Genomic DNA, 18,298 nt, shown 5'->3' with positions numbered 1-18,298 from the left:
TTACAGTTGAACCGATTATGCGCTTCTAACAATTGCAGATTATAGATATCTCTTTCCTAATCGGGATTCACTTCACGCTAATACCACTTTATTAGTAGGCTTTGTGAATTACGTCATATAAACATTAGCGCAATAACTTGTAACCCAATATCGATTCCATTCACATTTTCTCGCTTCTCATTTCGGCCAGTATTTTGAGAGAAAATTTATTCGAGAGCTGCCTCACGAATAAATTTGTCACTGAAAAAATGGCGTGACTTAGTTCACCTTTAACAACTGAACTTGCGTTTATCGTTACCGCATTCCCTATTAGAGGATTACAAGAAAATGCAAGGTAGAAGAAACTTTTTAAAACTCAGTGCTGGTGCTGCCGTTGGTAGTTTAGCGGCAACCTTACCCGGTACAGTACAAGCTAAAAGCTGTGGCGAGATTAATTGGGACGAAAGCGTCGATGTGATTGTCGTTGGCTCTGGTTTTGCTGGCCTTTCTGCAGCGCTAAATGCTAAGCGCCAAGGACTGGGTTCTGTACTTGTTTTAGAAAAGATGCAGGTGATTGGTGGTAACTCGGCAATCAACGGCGGCTGGCTGGCGATCCCTAAGAACCCAATCCAGCTAGCACAAGGCGTGAATGACGACTCACCAGAAGAGTTAGTCAAAGATCAGATTATCTCTGGTCGCGGCATGCAAAACGAACCTGCGCTACGCCAAATCGCTAACCGCTCTCTAGATGCCTACGATCTTTGTATCGATACCGGCGTTAAATTCCGTGATGGTTTTAACATTCAGGTAGGCGGTCACAACAAGGCTCGCGCGATTCGTACCCAACACGGTACTGGCGGCGACATCACCACCAAACTATATGAAGCAGGCGTAAAAGAGGGCGTCGATTACCGCCTACAACACTATATCGAAGACTTCATCATGGACGGTCAGAAGATCATCGGCGTTAAGGTTCGTAAGAACTACCGCTTCCCAGATCTAAACACTGGCACCACTATTTTTGTTAAAGCAAACAAAGCGGTAGTACTGGCTAACGGCGGTTTCGCTCGCAACATGAAGCTACGTGAAGCAGTTGATCCGTCGCTCGATCCAACGCTCGATTGCACCAATGCAATGGGCGCGACAGGCGAAGTGACCCTAACGGCGATGGCTCACGGCGCACTGCCTGTACATATGAACCTAATCCAAACGGGCCACTGGGGCTCACCAGATGAAGGTGGATTCGGTTGGTCAAACGCCTTGCTATCTATCGGCTGGCACCAAGGTGTGGCGATCAGTGTCCTAAACGGCAAGCGCTTTATGGACGAACGTGCTGACCGCAAGACCTGCTCTGAAGCGATTATGAAGAACCGTAACGCCGACGGTAGCCCTGCTTACCCAGTGGTGTTCTTCAACTACAACAACTACGCCAATGACGACCGTGTTGTGCGCGCCCTTCGCGACAAGATGGCTTGGAAAGTTGACTCTCTCGATGAGATCGCAGCTAAGTTCGATATCCCAGCTGCTGAGCTTAAGCGCAGCATCAAAGAGTACAACAAGCACGTTAGCGACCGTAAAGATCCGCTATTCAACCGCAAGATGGATACAGCAGAAACGCTAACGGGCCCATTCGTTGTATCACGCATTTGGCCAAAAGTGCACTACTGCATGGGTGGTCTAAAAACCGATCTAGGCGCTCGTGTAATCGATGGTCGTTCTATGGAACCTATCAAGAATCTATACGCCATTGGTGAAGTGACAGGTGGCATCCACGGTGAAGCCCGTTTGAGCTCTACATCCTGCCTAGAGTGTCTAGTCATGGGTATCGTAGTGTCTGAAACCATCAAAGCCGATCTTTAAGGAGCCGTCAAATGAACAAGTTATTACTAAGCGCACTACTTGGCCTAGCGCTATCTAGCAATGTGATGGCCGGCGAGCTAGTCAAGATGAAAGGCAAGACTGAAGGCCGCATCAACCACGAGTTTATCTACCAAGATGGTTGCCAAACCTGCCACCAAGGCTCCGGTAAGAAGAATGCGACCGATGCGGCATGCGTTGAGTGTCATGGCGACATCAACAGTATCCCTGTCGATGAAAGCAAATTGGCGATCCCTGAGGCACATCCTCACAAGTCGCTGCATTACAACCAAGGCGCAAGTTGTCTAGCGTGTCATGCCGAGCACGAGAAGAAAGCACCCGTCTGTACAGAGTGCCACCGTACTTGGTTTGAAGAGATGTAATGTGACTGATTAATTTACAAATCTAAAAATAGAAATAGGGAATGATGATGAAAAATACCACTAAGTTTATGTTGTCGATGGTGGCTACAGCAATCGCACTTTCAGGCTCAGCGGCTTTTGCTGCAGAGCAAACTGAAGACGGCATCAAGCTAGGCGGCGCGGTACGTGTTAACTACGCTTACCGAGACTATGACCAAGCCAATAAAGATAAAGGCGGTGACTTTTATTTTGATATGGCGGCAATCAAGTTTGATGGCAAACACGGTGACTGGGGACTATCGGCCGAGTACCGCTTTACCTCAGGCACTGACTACATCAAATACGGTTACGCATACTACGACGTAAACCCTGATTGGCAACTACAGTTTGGTATTAACAAGGTGCCATTTGGTAACCGAGACTTCATCTCAAACAGCTATTGGTTTGGCATTCCCTATTACTTAGGTTTTGAAGATGATCATGACACAGGTATCAAGGCCGTTTACGAAAAGAACGGCTGGCATACTGACTTAGCCTTCTACAAAAGTGCTGAATACGGTCCATCTGAGAACAAGCGTTACTCTACCGACCTATACAGCGGAACCATAGCCGCAAGCGGTATCGAGTACTTCAACGAAGAGACCAACCAGTTCAACCTGCGCCAGACTTACACCGCGGAACACGAAGGCGGTCAAACGACTCTTGGCGGTTCGGTGCAGTATGGTCAGATCTATAACAGCAATACAGGTAACAACGGTGACCGTTACGCCGTCGCGCTGCACTTAGATAGCAGCTATAAAGGCTGGAACCTACAGTTGCAAGCGATGCAGTACGAATACGATGCCGCAGACGCCGTAGATGCCAACAAGATCGCTGTATCGGTTGTCAGCTGGCAATACGAGATCGCCTCTAAGGGTCAGTCTTATAGCGCTAACATTGCTAAGACATTCGCGACCGATTGGGGCAGCGTTAAGTGTTATAACGATTTTGGTCTGATGACACCTGATGTTGACGATGCTAGCTATGACAACAGCATGCAAAACGTGACGGGCTGTGCGATTTCTGCAGGCCCAACTTACACCATGGTCGATTTCGTTATGGGTAAGAACATGACATTCTCTACCGCTAACAACGACCACGTGGGTCTACCAGAAATGGGCGACAGCTGGGATAAGCGCGTTAACATTAACTTCGGTTACTACTTCTAATAGTTGCTTAACTTTCAGCTATTAGGTTAACGCTTGCCAATGACTCTAGCACAGGATCACGCATAGGATCATTAGCAGGCCTAACAGGTTAACTCGCGTTACCGACAGAAGCGAAGCTGCTCTCACTTCGCTTCTGTCACCCTCTGTTAATTTTTAGATTCTCCTAACAATTGGACTAGGCCCAGTATCCCTGCTTACTGCCGCCTCGATGGATCACGCCCTTTCTATACAAAATAGTATGAGGGCTTTTTTACTCTTCCCTACAAGAAATAACTATGAAATCGATGACTAGAGTCTCTATTTGTATCTGTTTATTTGGCGCTGTTTCGCAGTCATCCATGGCCAGTGAATACCATTTCGGTGGGTTTCTAAAAGCCAATGCCCGCTATGTAGATGGCAACATCGCCTTTCAAGATAGCTGGACTGGCGGTGGTCGCGTCACAGACTCAGCAAAAAGAACCCAATTTAGCGCCGCCGAAAGCCGCTTAAATGTCGGGATCACTCACGGCGATGTAACTGGCTTCGCAGAGATCGATTTCTCTGGCTCGGCTCAAGGAAATGCGGCTTTTTCTAACTCCTATAGCCCACGCTTAAGGCATGCCTATATCAATTATAACGATTTCACTGCAGGCCAAACCTGGTCAACCATGGTCAATACCAGCGCCTTTGCGGAAACCGCTGACTTAGGTGGGCCGTTAGTTGGCCAGGCGATGGTGCGTCAGACTTTAGTTCGTTACAGCACCGAGAATTGGCAGTTTGCGCTTGAAAACCCTTATACCTATGGCACCCAAGCAGGCAGTACTGACACCGATAAAAAGTGGGTCGATACCAGTAATGACTACGTGCCTGATGCCGTGATCCGTTTCAATCAACAAGGCGATTGGGGTAATGTTTCAGTAGCCAGCCTGCTGCGCTATTTAGACCCACAAGACACGGCCCAATTTGGCGCCGGCGTCTCATTCGCCGCTAAACTTAAAACCTTTGGCAAGGACGATATTCGCCTGCAAGTTCACTATGGCAATTTAGGCCGTTATGTTGGCACAGATGCGGCTAGGGATATGATCGATGGCGAGATAGAAACCACCACTTCGGCGATGTTTGCCTATCGCCACTTCTGGAGCGAACGCACTCGATCGAGTCTGTTCTACGGCCACACCATCACCGAAGAGGAACAGAGCAATCGCTTTCATGCAGGAGTGAATCTATTCACCAATCTCACCCCAGCATTGGCGTTAGGTTTTGAACTCGGTCGTTACCAGATTGATGATGGAGTTAGCCCTTATGAAGATGGCACGGCACCGCAAGGCGCCTCAAATTACGCTCAGTTGAGCCTGCAATTTCACATCTAGATAAAACAGCAAAAGAAAGATTATTCGCGACCGAGTTCACGAATAAGTTTGCTGCTTAAAATGCTGCGTGATCCATTTCAACTTTACGCAGCCCCTATCACTTTATTGTTAGCTCAAGCCCGTTAAAACGAGCACAATATCGCAGCTTTAGCTGCATAAGCTAAAAAAACAGGAAGAGAATGATGAAACTAAAAATGATGTTCGGTATTGCCGCACTAACTTCAACAGCAGCATTTGCTCAGGGCCCACAGTGTGACCACGCTCAACTGCCATACCAGCAGATGACGCCAGTCCCATACGACAGCACGCCATATTCACCACAAGACACTATGCCAGAGCAGTGTAGCAACCCAGAAGTTGAAGCCTATATCGCAGCATGGGAAGCGGGTGAGATTGACTTCACAACCATCCAAGCAAACGACAGCATCGCTAAAGATCAACGCTTCTGTAAGACCCTTGATGATGACGGTAACGTACTAGAAGTTAAAGACTGTGACCGTAACAAGTCTCCTGTTGGTTACATTTGGAAAGAGCTTTCAGATAGCCCAGTGGTTATCGGGATCACCGACGGTGGTAAATCTGACCACGCACCACACTTCCATGGTCAGCCAGAGTGTTACTACGTAGTAAACGGTGAAGGCCAAACTCTTGCCGATAACCAGTTCAAGAAGCTAGGCACAGGCCAGTACTTCTACATTCCTGGCGCGACTATCCACAACACACCTATCATGTCTGACAAAGGCCTAGGTGTGATGTACTGGTACCCGAACAACGCGCATTTCAACGGCTTCAAGTACTACTGGCGCAAAGACGTTAAGAACCTACGCGTAGCAGAAGAAGCATTCGACCGTGTTGATGAGATCCGTAAGCGTGACCTAAACTTAGGCCCATACGGCACTAACGAAGCTATCTTCAAGAAATAAGTCCTAAGCTTAATAATAAGCAAATTCGTTAACTAAAAAAGGGCTCATATGAGCCCTTTTTGTTTTTCATTCACTTTTATTTTAAAACGCTTCGTTGACGTTAAAGTAGAAGCCGCTGTCACCATCGCCCCACGCCATATCGAGCCTTAGATTCACTCGGGGTTTAACCTCGAATCGATAGCCTATGCCGCCATTAGGCAGAATTTTATTGCCATCGAACTCACTAATATCATCGGCAATCACACCCGCGCCGCCCCAGAACACCATGCCATGACGCCCTGGCAGATTTAAGCGATATTCAATCTGACTCATCAACATCTGCTTATCGCGATAACGCCCAGATGTATAACCTCGCAGTAGATCGCCGCCACCGGCTTTAGAAAGCTGATCCCATGGCACCTCACCATTGGTGAACCTCCCTCGCACCTGCCAAGCTAAGATATCTTCGCCACGCCCAGTCTGCATATACTCGCTGTATAGCGCGTTATAGACATCGAAGTCTGTTTTACTGCCCAAGTATTGGCGATAGAAGGTCGCATCTATTTCTAAGATCCGCCCTGACTGCGGATTCAATACATTATCTCGACTGTCGTGATTAAGCAGCAGATTCACACCGACGCTGCGAGAGCTTTCATCGAGTATGCCGGTATCGACATCCGAGTCTAACAAGTTAATTTTGCTGGCATCGGCGTAGCTAAAATCGAAACCGATCCCCACGAAGCTAGTCGGGCTCATCCGTTGTAGCAGCATAGGGTTAACCGAGATGATACGCTGGTTAAACTCGACCCGATTCCCCTCTTGATGATTAGTATCGTAACCCACCCCATAGAAGACATCGGGAGCATCATAGACTTCGGCGTTCAGGTAAAAACGCTGTTGGTCTTGATTAATGAAGGTCTTGTTTGCTACTGCAACGCCCAATGCGCCATTAGTCGAGGCGAGGCCATTGATCACTAACGAGGATAACTGGCTCACTTCATCATCGGGGTCATATTGGTATAAGCCCACTGCCGAGATCCCAACGCCAAGATCCATCTCCGGGTTGTAGAAGGGCCCTGGCAAATAGCTAAAATCGATCAGCTTATCGGGATCAAATTCACCATCGGCTCCTAAGGTTTGCAAGAAATCCTCAAGCCAGCCTTGAGATTCCTTTTCATCTTGCTCTTCATCTGCCAGCTGAGCGACTGCTGCAGCCTTATCGAGATCAATATCTTGCTCTGCAGTCTCTTTCGCCAATGCAGGCGTAGAGATACAAGTCAGTACAAGCGTACATCGAGTAAACCAAGAGATCAGAACCGTTTTGCTCGATCTAGCTGTCATTACTTCTCCTGTGGTGTCACGGGGTCGTCTACATCGTCTTGCTGCTGGTGCTGTCGCAGCTCTATCTCATCTTGCGCTTGGTTGTATTGGCTAATTTTATAAAAGTCAGCCTGAGTAAAGCCGTCCTGCCACAGCTCTGCGGGAATATGCTTAAAGCTATCTTTGAATTTTTCGCTAACAATGAGCTTCTGCTTGGCAATAGTATCGATGTCGATCCCATGGGTAGAGTTACTCAAAGACAGATGATGCGCTTGCGGTGGCAACTCAAATATCCCCTCCACCTCACTCCACTTACTATGGGACTTAGCCATAGCTTTAGGCACTAAATAAGGCGACTGCCGATCGCCTAATTCATAATGGCGTTTGAGTAACATAAACTTGCTCGGCAATGGCTGCTGCGAGTCCCACCAGTGACCATCAATCACATCAAAGAGTGCGTTAGTCTGCTTAATTGAAACTGGCTGTAACCAGTTAAGAGTGGCCGATAACCATTGAGTCATATGCTGGTTATACAGCTCTTTATTCATCGCCAAATTATTGTTAATTAGCGCCAAGGCGATTTTAGCCCCCAGCATATTGGAGTAGAGATCTTCTGGCGAATAGGCTGAAACAGTTTCGGACCAAGGCGCCCAGCTGCGATAGCCATGCCACTGGGCAATTTCATGGGCTTCAGCCATAAAGTAGGCCTGCCTTACCGAAATCGCAGCGGCGACCTCCCAGCGCTGTCTTGCGGTTAAATGGCTGATGTCAAATTCACTCAGCTCTATGGTTCTCGGACCTATCTCATCTGGAAGCTTAATGGTTTGCAGCTCACCAAGCTTTGGGTAGATACGGTAAAACAGTGCGATGGCATTGTCGGCAGTGTCGCGCACATGAGCCAGATCGATAAAGCCCCCTTGCAGGGTATACATCTGGCCGTTATTTTCGGTACCGCGACTGCCATTAGGTGCATCTTTTTGATAGCTAAAGGTACCCGCCTCATAGGCATGAGGCCCAACGCTATCGACGGCTAAGGTGTTGGCATAGCGAAAAAAAGGCACAGGAACAGGCCCTATCGTCACCTTTTGAGCGTTCCCGAAGGCGCAGCAAGGACGAACAGCCTTAGGGATCTGCACTAATGGCAGCTCTTGCAGCTCTATTGCGTGCAAAAGGTTTATATCAGGTTCGCTATCAAGAGCTGCGCCAATGGCAACTTCACTAGGTAAGGCTCGCACTTGCCAATCGCTGCTACCACAACCGCTCAGTACAAAAATGGCCATAGCACTCACAACGCCATGGCTAAATATTCGGCTCATCATTGTACAAATGCCTTAATGGTTTGACTGACAATCTCCGGATAGTCGTTACTGATCCCGTGGGCCCCCTGTGGAATGACCACGATAGGTGCCGTCAGGTAGTCGGCAAGCTGAACGCCCGATGCGAGTGGAAAAACCTTATCATTCTCACCCCAGATCAACACGCTAGGCGGCAGGGAGTCGACCACTATATTGGCGGCGATTCTATCTCTGTCTGCGGGAAGTCCTTCGATAAGCAGTCGTTTCTCATCGAGATAACCCGCAAAGTATTTGTCATAAATACTCGAGTCGATAAAACCCGGGTACCAAGGAAAATCGACGAAGGTAGCATCCAGTAAACGTCGCATCTGCTTTGGTGTTTCTGGCACGAAAATAGCGCTTGGATCATCGACCTCAAAACGTTGATTCATCTGTTGCAGATCACCGTCAGAAAACAGCACTCCAGGGCTTGCCAGCAATACCGCTTTCTCGACCTTAGGCTCGTTAAGCATCAGATCAAAAGTAACGAAACCACCATAGGAGATCCCAACCACATTGACCTTATCAAGCTGCAACGCTTGGATCAGCTGTCTCACCGCCTGCGACTGAGTCGCTAAACTTGGGGTAGCCTGACTCACTGACTCTCCAAACCAGGCGAGATCCGGAGCAATAACTCGGTAGTCTTTACTCAGCTCCAGCATCACCTGCTGCCAACTGGTTACTGCAGTACCACCAAAGCCATGGATCAGCAGCACAGCCTTGCCTTGTCCCGCCTGCCAATAATTAAGTTCACCGCCCTCTTGGAGAGCCAGCTTATGCTGCTCGAACCCTGCTGTTTGCAGCTGCTGTTTCTCTCGAGTGTCGATAATATCGACGGCGGAGCAGCCGCTCAGAAATAACGTCAAAAGTAATAGGTAAATATGGCGCATATTCTCCCCTAAGATTCTGTATAAGTTGTCAGTTAAAATCGGTAACCTAGCCCCATCATGAAGCTGTTACGGGTACCGACACCAAACTCCATTAACAGATCAATGTTCTTGGTGATCCCAACCTGACTACCAATTAGGCCGTTCCACTTATCTTCAAGGTGCTGATTGACCTCAAACTTGGCATTACCAACAGGAATACCGATATCCCGTAGATAGCCGCTAAAAGTCTGTTCCACGTTTTGATACATGGCGCCAACCCAGAGTTGCACGTCATGATTGTTATACTTGGTGCGATAACCCACACGCGGCGACACTACAATAGAGCTGATCTCTCCATCAAGAATATTCAGACGCGTATTGGTGTAGTTCACATCCAGTAAGGCAAACCAATTGTCGATACCACCAACGATCGTGCCACCCACACCATAAGTGGTGCCCTTAAAATCCAATACAAAGTCGAATGCCGGACTGGTAGCGGTACAAGGGTTAAACTTGCAATAAAGTGGCGGCAATACCTCGGTTAAGTCAGCTTCTAATTTTACGTTTGCAATACTGCTGCCTTTGGTATGACCGATGACACCGTAGAGGTTTAAGAAGGGGAGCACCCACATATCGCCTCTTAGAGTCAGGGTTTCAGAGGTCTGTTTAGCCTTGCTGCCTTTAATGCTTAAAATGTCGTCTAAACCACCCAGCCCCGAGAAACCTACCGAGTCGACCACGAGAGGCTGATCCATACTCATGTAGTTCAACGTAAAGCCATATGGCTTTGGCAACTCATGACCTAAATCGATCGCTTCCTGTGCCCAAATTGGGAAGGTTCTATCGTAACGTGCTTGTTGTGGCTCTCGCTCGATCGACTCAGATTCAAATTCCGATTCAGCCTGAACAGGAGACAAGAAAAACAGCAGCGAAAGTACTGTTAAAATAGATGTAATTTTAAGCATGTATAGATTGAACCTTAAAAATAAAAGATTTGATGTCGACTATCTAAAGAGAGTTTATCGCTGAACACACTGGCAGGAGATAAATAACTTATGGTTAATTATTACTCACCAAGCTGAATTCAATCTGAAACAGACTCTGGCAACAGTATAAATTAGAGTAAATACTCCAAACAAAAAAGATCATAACCTGTTCGCCAGCTAAAGACTAATCGAGAGGTTAACCTGAGAAAACTCTCAGCAAACACAGCGCGAAAGAGCCAGCTAATCGTCGGCTAAATGGGAAAAATCCCCCCCATGTTCCGAATCAACTAAGGTAAATGTTTTAGGGCTGATCTGCCGCTGCAACACGATATCCACCATGGTGGTTTGGTCTGCTTGCAGTAACACTTGCACCTGTTCCCCGCCGGAATGAAACTCGCCACTGTGGTAATAACAGACACCGTTATTTGGCCTAGGATCGACACGAAGACCTATCTTGCCATCGCTAACTTTGGCTAACTTATTCGCATCGAAATAGAAGGTAACCACGTGGTTATTGCTATGGTTGCGCTGCTTATCCAGCATAAAACCTTTAGCAAACTGTCCGGGAACGAACTCGGCGCCCGAGAGCAAGATGATATCGAAATCCTCTACTGCCAGCCCAGTATCATCGATGACTCGAACCACCAGCATACAGGTACGCTGCTTGCGCTTAACTGAATGACTCTCTGCCATCTGCTCGCACAGCCGTTGATATTGCTGTGGCTCAGAGACCTTTAAGCATTGAAGGATGCGCTGCACGACAGGTTTCTTCGCGGCATTTTTGCTTGTCACCGACCCCATAATGCCCTTCCTGCTTCCACTATGGCTGGCATTATTGATCACTTCGAAGGCGGTTTGCTGTCTAGGGGTAGAGTGGTTAGTTAACTGCAGTGTTGAGATCCTGCGGCCATCGAAGCTGGTAAGGGAGTGCGCCGATTGCTCTAACAGCAGATAACTAAAGTTCAGGTTCGCTGAGGCTACCCTTACCACACCGTCTGAGCCAGCTTCAGCCGTATAACTATTGAGATAATCGTAGAATTGGCTGTCAATGGTCTCTCCCGTCAGAACAAAGGGAAAAGGTCCTTCTAGGGTAAACTCTTTAAGCCAGTGCAGGTTCAGCTGATGCTGCCCATCGCTACCAAGCTCTAACCAATCCAAGATCCGCTGCCCCGGCTCAACACCCGAGAAAAAGCTGTTAATGCGCCCCACTCTCGACTTACCTAGTTGAGCCAGCGCTGAGCCATGGTTTGCCGGGGCAAGCATAATCAAATGCGTTAGTGGACAGTCGCTAATCTTGTCTGCATCGAAAAACATCTGCAGCCACTGACGCATCACAGGTGCGCCAGTGGAGTGGGTGATCACTGCAAATGGCTTATCCCCAAGCAGATCCGTTCGCGCATCATTAAAGGCTTTGGCGATATCACTCAAGCGAACTTCATCATCGAAGCTAATATAGCGCCCTAAATGAATATGGCGAATAGAGAGGGCAACCTCAGGATCCATCAGCTTAACGATCGCTTGGGGCAGCTGAGCATAAGTGTCTGTATTGGTAACACTCCATCCATGAACAAAGACCAATTCCATCATCACCTCGACAGCGAGCAACTTACCATTTGATGACAAATCGCTTCGACTTATTTATATAGTACAAATCATTTAATCAATAACTTTCAACAGCTTAGCAAATAGTGCTTAGTATCTATATAGCAAAATACTCAACATCAGCGATCGTTAATATCATTCAGTTATTATTCAGCTAGTTCCCCCTATGATGTCTCCAACGAAACGCAAGACCTAAACAATTTTACTAGTGTGGGAGCACAGCATGAAAACTAAATCACTTATCTTAGCATCTGTAATGGCAACGGCAATCTCGGCACCAACTATGGCTGCAGACTGGTTCATTGGTGGCGGTGTTGGCGCACAGCAAAACACTTATAAAGGTTCTTACGAGCCTGAACTACAAAACCCAATTGAGGGCGGCTCTCAGACTCAGCATCTAAAAGAGACCGAAAATAACGTTATCTATGAAGTCAGAGCCGGTGTTTATCTAAATGATGCTAACCGTGTTTACGGTACGTACTCTTACAACTCAGATGACTTTAGCCGTCAGCAAAGCTTCTTAATGTCTTATGACTACCTAGTGGGTCTAGGCGACAGCAACAAACTTAACTGGTTTATTGGTGCGACTGCGGGTATGAACCACATCAGTCCAGAAGCCAGTACACTAGACTCAAAAAACCGCTTCGTCTGGGGTGGTCAAACGGGTCTAATGTATAAGATTAACGACAAGGTGAGCACCGAAATCGGTTACCGCTACCTTAAGCAAGATTACGATGTAAGTGGCCCAACGCCAACGCCATACAGCGGCGCAATTGCAGGCACTGAGAGCGCGTCACTGAATGACAGCCAGCAGCTTTACCTATCTGTTGACTACCGCTTCTAAGCGAATCGCTTTTAAGAGAAACGGTTAAAACAATAAAGCCGCCAACTCACAGAGTTGGCGGCTTTATTGTATCTGTCTCTTAAGCAATAACCACTAACCATGCCAAGAGTGTGGCGACACCTAAGTTAATCAGCTGGAAACCGATGAGTGATCTCAAGGCGGCAATAATAACAAAGGGCAACTGGGTGATAACGTGAGCATGGGGGGCGAAGCTAGAGCTAAAGGCGCTGATCACGCTGGTGTCGGATATGGGTGAGCAATGATCGCCAAATACGGAGTCTACTATAGCTGCACTCAATGTTTGCAACAAAAAGTGAGACTAGAGCTTCAACTACAGCAGGCTCATAATCGCGAACCTCCTCCTGTTAAAAAACGTATACAATTTATTCCCAGCCAAGATGTTCTTTTTAAACATCAGTAGATTGCAAAGATCAAAAGTCATGTAGTATGGTTCTTTTATATGGAGTTAAATCACAAGTTGTTACTATCAAAAAATAGGAAGTGTAACTTAAAGGAGTGATCATGGATGTAACAAAAGACATAGATTTTGTTAGGACAGTCGTTCTTGATAACATTGAAAACACCGATATTCGACATAGCGAACTGCATGGATTTGGTCTCTTTTGTCACGCTCACAACATCGAATGCGGAAGCCTATTGTGCGTTTTAGATGGTCAAATTCTTACGGTTGATAAATACAACGAGCTAGAAAGCAAACTTGCTCCCAAAATTCCAAATTACAAAAACTACTTTTTTATGGAGTGCAACTATCTCGGTAAAAATGAGCTACTCGTTAGACCATTAAGGACTAAATACAGTTATATAAATCATAGCCGAACTCCAAACATAGCTCTTCACTACGACCCATTGCGCCTTATCGCACTCAGAGATATCAGGGTTGATGACGAACTTACTATTGATTATCGCAAAGAATCCCTCCCAGAGAGCTATGTTAGTAACCCTGAAAAGGATTTCCTATAAAATGATTAAATTATCGGTTATGTGTGTCCAGCCTTTACAACTGGATGTAAACAGTTTTGATTCTGTCTTAGTCAATAATAAAAATATAAAAAAGTTCTTTAACGCTGGTATGAATGTTCTACCTAGCATTAATTGGATTGACACTTTTAAAAAAACTCATCTCAGAAACAAAAGCTTTAAATCAATATTGTCATCAAAAATGACGAATATAAAAAACTGTCAGCTTGAGCAAGATCTTAATAACAAGCAGTTTTGGGTTAATTCTGAACATAATATTGCAGAAAACCTCCAAACAAATTTAAGTAAGTTTGATCTTATATTCGATTATAGGCTTTATAGTTTTATGTTAGTCCTTGAACTTACATTCGAGTTCCAAGAAGAGCTTTTATTAAAACTTTTAAAAACAGATGAAAGAGATAATGATAGGGATAACTTTTATAATACCATTAGAAGTTTAATGGTAAAAGAGAACGATGAAAGCGAAATCAGCTCATGGGGTAGCAATGTAATAGAACAAGCTAAATCCAAAGCCATTGAATGTCTAAAGCTCGTAGACAGTAAACAAAACCACAAAGTAGAAGTCTTGAATAATACAGGCAATATCACGTTTTTCTACGAAGCGGATGCGAAGAATGAAGCTTTAAAGAAAGCAATTTTAAACTGCAATGCTCAAGCTGAACGTCTATCTTACAATCTAACAAACCTCCTAGAGAATGATAAGGTCAGTTATCACTTTTTTAGTCGTTTCCACTCGATAATATCTCTAGATACCAGCTACTATCATCGATTTTTTCCCATTCAATACCACATCCAATATATGTGGTTTTCTGTCGCTTACTTTATCGATCTAATGGATGAACTTAATCGTCGTATTCTCATCAATAATCTCAGTAAAAATATCAATAAAAACCGCATTATTATTGATGAGTACATAAATAAATTTGAGCTATTACGGATCCATAACCAAGATATGAAATCACAGTTCGAATCTGACAATGATGAGGTATATGTTCCAATGGAAAGTAAATGGAATATCTGCAGTTCATTAGATAACGCTCAGTCTTATGTAACCTCGTTTAAAGAATATCTAGAACGCTCCTACCAACGAAAAATGGAACACTCCAATGCTAAACAGAATAAAATTTTATTCTTAATTTCCTGCATACAATTAATGGGGCTTGTCAGTATTTGGAGTGACTACTTGTCATTATCTAAAGTGCAGCATTTCATCTACACTACAGGCATGCACGAAAACTCTCAAGAGGAAGTAATTCTAGGTGTTAATACTTGGTTTCCAATTATTCTATTGGTGGGGTTAATTGTGACAATGGTATATACACATTTTAAGCATCGTTCCTAGATAAAAAATAGTCATCTAGAATACACTCACAAATACTATAATCATATCTCGACTGTTATCTAATAGCAGTCGATTATTTCACTCTTCCTATAATGACATAACGAACATAGTGAAACTCAAAGCCGAAAAGAGCAATCAAGTCTCTCTACGTCATCATTATCCCCTTTATAACAATCTGTTTCATGAGGCAAAAGGAGAGTATCTTTCACTAAAATTCCAACATATATGGCGATAGAGGTAACCCAGCCTCCACAACACGATAACGCGCACAAAAAAAGCACATTTTTGGCTATTTTATATAGATTTTTTCTTCATTTAGCATAATTAACTATTCACCAATGCCGCGTCGCTGCTAGAATCGGAGCTATCATCTCGCTATCAAAGGGACTCGCCATGAGCCTAGAACTATTATCGAAATTGGAAACAAAAATCCAAGCCGCGCTGGAAACTATCGAGCTACTAAAAATGGAGCTTGAGGAAGAGAAGCAGACTAGCAGCAGTCTGTCTGAGCAGAACCAACAGCTACAGCAGGAACTTAACTCTTGGAATGAGAAAGTGACTGGTCTAGTTGGTCTACTCAACGAAGAAGTAAACTAATAAATTATCAAACGCTATGCAGTTTGCATCTCGTTACCCTGAGACTCAATTAACTCATTGAGCTCTAAAATAGCCTGCTTAACTTTAGGCAGGCTTTTTCTTGGCAGTAAAAACCTCCCCTTATCAAACTCTAGTCGACCTAGATCTTTAACCCAGATCACCCCAGACAAAAAAATACGCGCGTGTTTAACAATCAGTTTGGGTGCATAGACAGGAAAAACTCTCATAAGACCTCCCGATAGCGGCTTCGCTTGTTGTTATTTATTTTTGTTGGACATGTTTTGTACCACTAGAGTTGCATTTTTTTTAGCAAATAAATGTAAAAATTTTAATCAAATTTCACATAAAAGAAGAATCTCTATGGCAATCAAATGCATAACCCAAATGGACAATCCCTATTTATTTCTAAACCTGAACTTTCCAGAAAGTAACGCATAGTTCTCTATGACAAGATGCCGGACACAAAGCAGATTTATTGCCATCCATGGCAATCTGCATAAGTGTTCCAGACACAACCCCTTCCTACGTAGTCCCTGCGTTCAGGGATAAGTACTTCCTTGTACAAAAAAAGGAGCCTATTGGCTCCTTTCTAGCTGTCGCTGCAACTTATTTTTGCGTTGCTAGGTAATAGGCGATATCCAATAGCTCTTGGTAAGACTTGATTGCACCTGTCTCAACACGGTATTTACCGTTAACCACCAAAGCTGGTACGCCTGCAATCTTGGCATTTTCGGTATCACGCTTCATCTTAGCCATCTGCGCGTTAACCATGAATGACTTAGCTGCAGCATCGAATGCCTTAGGGTCGACACCATTAACAACGAAAAGCGCCTTGATATCGTCAAGATTAGTGAAACGCTGCTTCTTATCTTGGATAGCTGAGAACAGAGCGTGCTCCATCTTCTCTTCAATCTTTAGTTGGTGTGCGATAGCAAATGCACGAGACATCTCTACGCCCATTTCACGGCCGATAAATTCAACGTGGTTTTGCTTGAATGTCACTCCGTCAGGAAGCGTTGCCTTGATCTTTGGTACTTGCTCTTTAGCAAAGGTATAACAATGTGGACAGTAGAAAGAGAAGAACTCGGCAATCTCTGGCTTTGCAGTACCTGGACCTTCATTAATAACCGTGTAATGTACGCCTTCTTCATATTGAGCTGCCATTGCAGCCATAGGCGCCATCAATAGTGCAAATGCAACTAATAGAGCTTTTTTCATTTAACTTCCCCTCGATGCGAATCGTGCATCACGCTAATAATTTGGACATAACATAATGTGCTTTCGAGTCTAGCTCAAGCGCAAAAGTTCATTTTTCTGTTACAAAATAAGTGTCTTCAACAGCATTAATACTGAGGAATTAGACTCAACGGCGCTTCATCCAGTGCTGCCAGTTGCTCTTTAAAGGCTAAAATCTGCTGCTCCCAATACTTGTCCTCAGCAAACCAAGGGAAGTTCATTGGGAATGCCGGATCCCCCCAACGGCGGCTGAGCCAAGCGTTGTAATGCAGCATACGCATCGCCCTAAGTGGTTCAATCAGCTTTAGCTCTCGACTGTCGAACTCACAGAACTCCTCGTAGCCTTCAAGCAAGACTTCTAATTGCAGCAACTGCTGCGTCCTGTCTCCTGCTAGCATCATCCAGATATCTTGTACTGCGGGTCCCATTTTGGCGTCATCAAGATCGACAAAACCTGGACCATCCGGAGTCCACAGAATATTACTTGGATGCAAGTCGCCGTGGAGCCTGATAGAGCGGTAGCTTTCAGGTAGCCACAATGCCGATGCTTTGTCTAAGATCTGCTCTACCACGGTAAAATAAGGTAGCTCCAGACTTGCAGGAATGTGCCCAGAGGATTTAAGCCAGCTTAATGATTCCTCACCCAGCAATTTAGGCGACATCACATCGCGATACTGAAAATCTGCCTGCTGCGAATACTGGTGGATGCGGCCGATAAAACGTCCGACCTGCTCCAGCTGGTCAAGATTATCCACTTCAAAAGCACGCCCGCCTATGGAAGGAAACAGGGCAAACCTAAAGCCTTGGTATTCATGTAACGACTTGCCGTCGATAATCACAGGTGTGGCAATAGGCACCTCTTGCTCCGCAAGGGCTGCAGAAAAGTCATGTTCCTCTTGAATTTGTGCATCAGTCCAGCGCTCTGGACGATAAAACTTCACCACATAACGTTGGCCCCGATCGCAGCGGAACTGATAAACACGGTTCTCATAGCTATTAAGTGCTAACAAGCCCGTTTCAGGATAGATCCCTAACGTTTCAATGGCAGTTAAAATCAGATCTGGGGTTAAGGCCTGATAGTGAAAAGCCGAGCTTGTGTCTTGTTCCACTGTCGCTTTAGGTGGATCGATATTCATTTAGTTGTGCTCAATGGTGAAGGTCTACAGCTAGGCTGTTTAACGTTCAAATAGTAAAATAGACTAATGCTTACCTAATGCTATTTAGGTAAGGCTTCATTAATTCAGCAAGATAGACTAGGACGTCATATTCATCTTCTCTGTCGGTGGATAACCAACAGATATCGCCATAAAATTCATAGTGAAGTTGTAGGTGAGTACCTTCGAACTCCAGTAACCACTGGTGGCGATCAGCCCCCCATTGCTTCTCTACTACACGACAATCAAGCGCTTTGGCAAAGGGCTCGGCAAACAATTGAAACTGCTCAAAATCGATATCAGCCTGTACCGCTAAGCTTAAGGTTTCTCGGTTTAATTTTATCGAAGTTAATTGCAT

18 protein-coding genes and 1 pseudogene are annotated in these 18,298 nt (G+C 45.3%); 9 read left to right on the top strand and 10 right to left on the bottom strand.

The features are described from left to right. Positions 1-327: 327 nt before the first annotated feature. From K5Q92_RS06845 to K5Q92_RS06825, 5 genes are all read left to right on the top strand, one after another. On the top strand, positions 328-1,839 hold the full coding sequence (locus K5Q92_RS06845; RefSeq protein WP_220768276.1) for a flavocytochrome c: 1,512 nt from the start codon (positions 328-330) through the stop codon (positions 1,837-1,839). A gap of 11 nt (positions 1,840-1,850) precedes the next feature. After that, a complete protein-coding gene (locus tag K5Q92_RS06840; RefSeq protein ID WP_202723249.1) occupies positions 1,851-2,219 on the top strand; it encodes a cytochrome c3 family protein in 369 nt (122 codons plus the stop codon). Positions 2,220-2,263: 44 nt separating this feature from the next. Continuing rightward, positions 2,264-3,406, top strand: coding sequence for an OprO/OprP family phosphate-selective porin (locus tag K5Q92_RS06835; protein ID WP_220768313.1), 1,143 nt, complete (start codon positions 2,264-2,266; stop codon positions 3,404-3,406). A 275-nt stretch (positions 3,407-3,681) separates the two neighbouring features. Beyond that, entirely contained in the window at positions 3,682-4,755 is a 1,074-nt protein-coding gene (locus K5Q92_RS06830; RefSeq protein ID WP_220768275.1) for a DcaP family trimeric outer membrane transporter, read from the top strand. A 179-nt stretch (positions 4,756-4,934) separates the two neighbouring features. Next, positions 4,935-5,678 (top strand): cupin domain-containing protein, encoded by a 744-nt coding sequence (locus tag K5Q92_RS06825; RefSeq protein ID WP_220768274.1) that lies wholly within the window; start codon positions 4,935-4,937, stop codon positions 5,676-5,678. An 81-nt stretch (positions 5,679-5,759) separates the two neighbouring features. On the opposite strand, the gene K5Q92_RS06820 is transcribed toward K5Q92_RS06825, so the two are convergent. From K5Q92_RS06820 to K5Q92_RS06800, 5 genes are all read right to left on the bottom strand, one after another. After that, positions 5,760-6,998 carry a BamA/TamA family outer membrane protein gene (locus K5Q92_RS06820; protein ID WP_220768273.1) on the bottom strand — a complete coding sequence of 413 codons (1,239 nt, stop codon included), beginning with the start codon at positions 6,996-6,998 and terminating at the stop codon, positions 5,760-5,762. Beyond that, on the bottom strand, positions 6,998-8,296 hold the full coding sequence (locus K5Q92_RS06815; RefSeq protein WP_220768272.1) for a DUF4056 domain-containing protein: 1,299 nt from the start codon (positions 8,294-8,296) through the stop codon (positions 6,998-7,000). The genes K5Q92_RS06820 and K5Q92_RS06815 overlap by 1 nt, the downstream gene beginning before the upstream one ends. Continuing rightward, positions 8,293-9,201, bottom strand: a complete 909-nt coding sequence (locus K5Q92_RS06810) for an alpha/beta fold hydrolase (protein WP_220768271.1) — start codon at positions 9,199-9,201, stop codon at positions 8,293-8,295. The genes K5Q92_RS06815 and K5Q92_RS06810 overlap by 4 nt, the downstream gene beginning before the upstream one ends. 32 nt (positions 9,202-9,233) lie before the next feature. Continuing rightward, entirely contained in the window at positions 9,234-10,145 is a 912-nt protein-coding gene (locus K5Q92_RS06805) for a virulence protein (RefSeq protein ID WP_220768270.1), read from the bottom strand. A 261-nt stretch (positions 10,146-10,406) separates the two neighbouring features. Continuing rightward, positions 10,407-11,789, bottom strand: a complete 1,383-nt coding sequence (locus K5Q92_RS06800; protein WP_308443578.1) for an alpha/beta hydrolase — start codon at positions 11,787-11,789, stop codon at positions 10,407-10,409. Positions 11,790-11,991: 202 nt separating this feature from the next. On the opposite strand from K5Q92_RS06800, the gene K5Q92_RS06795 reads away from it, so the two are divergent. Further along, positions 11,992-12,612, top strand: a complete 621-nt coding sequence (locus K5Q92_RS06795) for an outer membrane beta-barrel protein (protein WP_220768269.1) — start codon at positions 11,992-11,994, stop codon at positions 12,610-12,612. A 79-nt stretch (positions 12,613-12,691) separates the two neighbouring features. Here the strand turns inward: K5Q92_RS06795 and K5Q92_RS06790 are convergent. Beyond that, positions 12,692-12,928: pseudogene (locus K5Q92_RS06790) on the bottom strand (Na+/H+ antiporter NhaC family protein); the annotation flags it as partial. 206 nt (positions 12,929-13,134) lie between these two features. Between K5Q92_RS06790 and K5Q92_RS06785 the strand changes: the two are divergent. The 3 genes from K5Q92_RS06785 to zapB all read left to right on the top strand — a co-directional run bounded on the left by K5Q92_RS06785 (position 13,135) and on the right by zapB (position 15,550). Further along, on the top strand, positions 13,135-13,593 hold the full coding sequence (locus K5Q92_RS06785; RefSeq protein ID WP_220768267.1) for an SET domain-containing protein-lysine N-methyltransferase: 459 nt from the start codon (positions 13,135-13,137) through the stop codon (positions 13,591-13,593). Between the two features lies 1 nt (position 13,594). Beyond that, positions 13,595-14,953 (top strand): hypothetical protein, encoded by a 1,359-nt coding sequence (locus K5Q92_RS06780; protein ID WP_220768266.1) that lies wholly within the window; start codon positions 13,595-13,597, stop codon positions 14,951-14,953. Between the two features lie 393 nt (positions 14,954-15,346). Further along, complete coding sequence (zapB, locus tag K5Q92_RS06775) at positions 15,347-15,550, top strand: cell division protein ZapB (RefSeq protein ID WP_202723258.1); 204 nt, start codon at positions 15,347-15,349, stop codon at positions 15,548-15,550. Positions 15,551-15,564: 14 nt separating this feature from the next. Here the strand turns inward: zapB and K5Q92_RS06770 are convergent, their stop codons facing one another. From K5Q92_RS06770 to K5Q92_RS06755, 4 genes are all read right to left on the bottom strand, one after another. Then, entirely contained in the window at positions 15,565-15,777 is a 213-nt protein-coding gene (locus K5Q92_RS06770) for a DUF1107 domain-containing protein (protein ID WP_220768265.1), read from the bottom strand. Between the two features lie 379 nt (positions 15,778-16,156). Further along, the gene (locus tag K5Q92_RS06765) at positions 16,157-16,768 is read right to left on the bottom strand and encodes a thiol:disulfide interchange protein DsbA/DsbL (protein WP_220768264.1); all 612 of its coding nucleotides are present in this window, start codon (positions 16,766-16,768) and stop codon (positions 16,157-16,159) included. A 125-nt stretch (positions 16,769-16,893) separates the two neighbouring features. Next, the gene (locus K5Q92_RS06760; RefSeq protein WP_220768263.1) at positions 16,894-17,922 is read right to left on the bottom strand and encodes a serine/threonine protein kinase; all 1,029 of its coding nucleotides are present in this window, start codon (positions 17,920-17,922) and stop codon (positions 16,894-16,896) included. Between the two features lie 70 nt (positions 17,923-17,992). After that, entirely contained in the window at positions 17,993-18,298 is a 306-nt protein-coding gene (locus K5Q92_RS06755; RefSeq protein WP_220768262.1) for a DUF3630 family protein, read from the bottom strand.

Source organism: Shewanella sp. MBTL60-007 (assembly GCF_019654915.1).
In the GTDB taxonomy this organism is placed as follows: Bacteria; Pseudomonadota; Gammaproteobacteria; order Enterobacterales; family Shewanellaceae; genus Shewanella.
This window is presented reverse-complemented; position numbering and strand designations above follow the sequence as displayed.

What these genes read in the sequence shown, in the direction of transcription:
- K5Q92_RS06815 (WP_220768272.1), bottom strand. Translation starts at nt 8,296, where the DNA reads ATGATGAGCCGAATATTTAGCCATGGCGTTGTGAGTGCTATGGCCATT.
- K5Q92_RS06835 (WP_220768313.1), top strand. Translation starts at nt 2,264, where the DNA reads ATGATGAAAAATACCACTAAGTTTATGTTGTCGATGGTGGCTACAGCA.
- K5Q92_RS06795 (WP_220768269.1), top strand. Translation starts at nt 11,992, where the DNA reads ATGAAAACTAAATCACTTATCTTAGCATCTGTAATGGCAACGGCAATC.
- K5Q92_RS06830 (WP_220768275.1), top strand. Translation starts at nt 3,682, where the DNA reads ATGAAATCGATGACTAGAGTCTCTATTTGTATCTGTTTATTTGGCGCT.
- K5Q92_RS06770 (WP_220768265.1), bottom strand. Translation starts at nt 15,777, where the DNA reads ATGAGAGTTTTTCCTGTCTATGCACCCAAACTGATTGTTAAACACGCG.
- K5Q92_RS06845 (WP_220768276.1), top strand. Translation starts at nt 328, where the DNA reads ATGCAAGGTAGAAGAAACTTTTTAAAACTCAGTGCTGGTGCTGCCGTT.
- K5Q92_RS06820 (WP_220768273.1), bottom strand. Translation starts at nt 6,998, where the DNA reads ATGACAGCTAGATCGAGCAAAACGGTTCTGATCTCTTGGTTTACTCGA.
- K5Q92_RS06760 (WP_220768263.1), bottom strand. Translation starts at nt 17,922, where the DNA reads ATGAATATCGATCCACCTAAAGCGACAGTGGAACAAGACACAAGCTCG.
- K5Q92_RS06755 (WP_220768262.1), bottom strand. Translation starts at nt 18,298, where the DNA reads ATGCAATTAACTTCGATAAAATTAAACCGAGAAACCTTAAGCTTAGCG.
- K5Q92_RS06840 (WP_202723249.1), top strand. Translation starts at nt 1,851, where the DNA reads ATGAACAAGTTATTACTAAGCGCACTACTTGGCCTAGCGCTATCTAGC.
- K5Q92_RS06785 (WP_220768267.1), top strand. Translation starts at nt 13,135, where the DNA reads ATGGATGTAACAAAAGACATAGATTTTGTTAGGACAGTCGTTCTTGAT.
- K5Q92_RS06825 (WP_220768274.1), top strand. Translation starts at nt 4,935, where the DNA reads ATGATGAAACTAAAAATGATGTTCGGTATTGCCGCACTAACTTCAACA.
- K5Q92_RS06780 (WP_220768266.1), top strand. Translation starts at nt 13,595, where the DNA reads ATGATTAAATTATCGGTTATGTGTGTCCAGCCTTTACAACTGGATGTA.
- K5Q92_RS06765 (WP_220768264.1), bottom strand. Translation starts at nt 16,768, where the DNA reads ATGAAAAAAGCTCTATTAGTTGCATTTGCACTATTGATGGCGCCTATG.
- K5Q92_RS06805 (WP_220768270.1), bottom strand. Translation starts at nt 10,145, where the DNA reads ATGCTTAAAATTACATCTATTTTAACAGTACTTTCGCTGCTGTTTTTC.
- K5Q92_RS06810 (WP_220768271.1), bottom strand. Translation starts at nt 9,201, where the DNA reads ATGCGCCATATTTACCTATTACTTTTGACGTTATTTCTGAGCGGCTGC.
- zapB (WP_202723258.1), top strand. Translation starts at nt 15,347, where the DNA reads ATGAGCCTAGAACTATTATCGAAATTGGAAACAAAAATCCAAGCCGCG.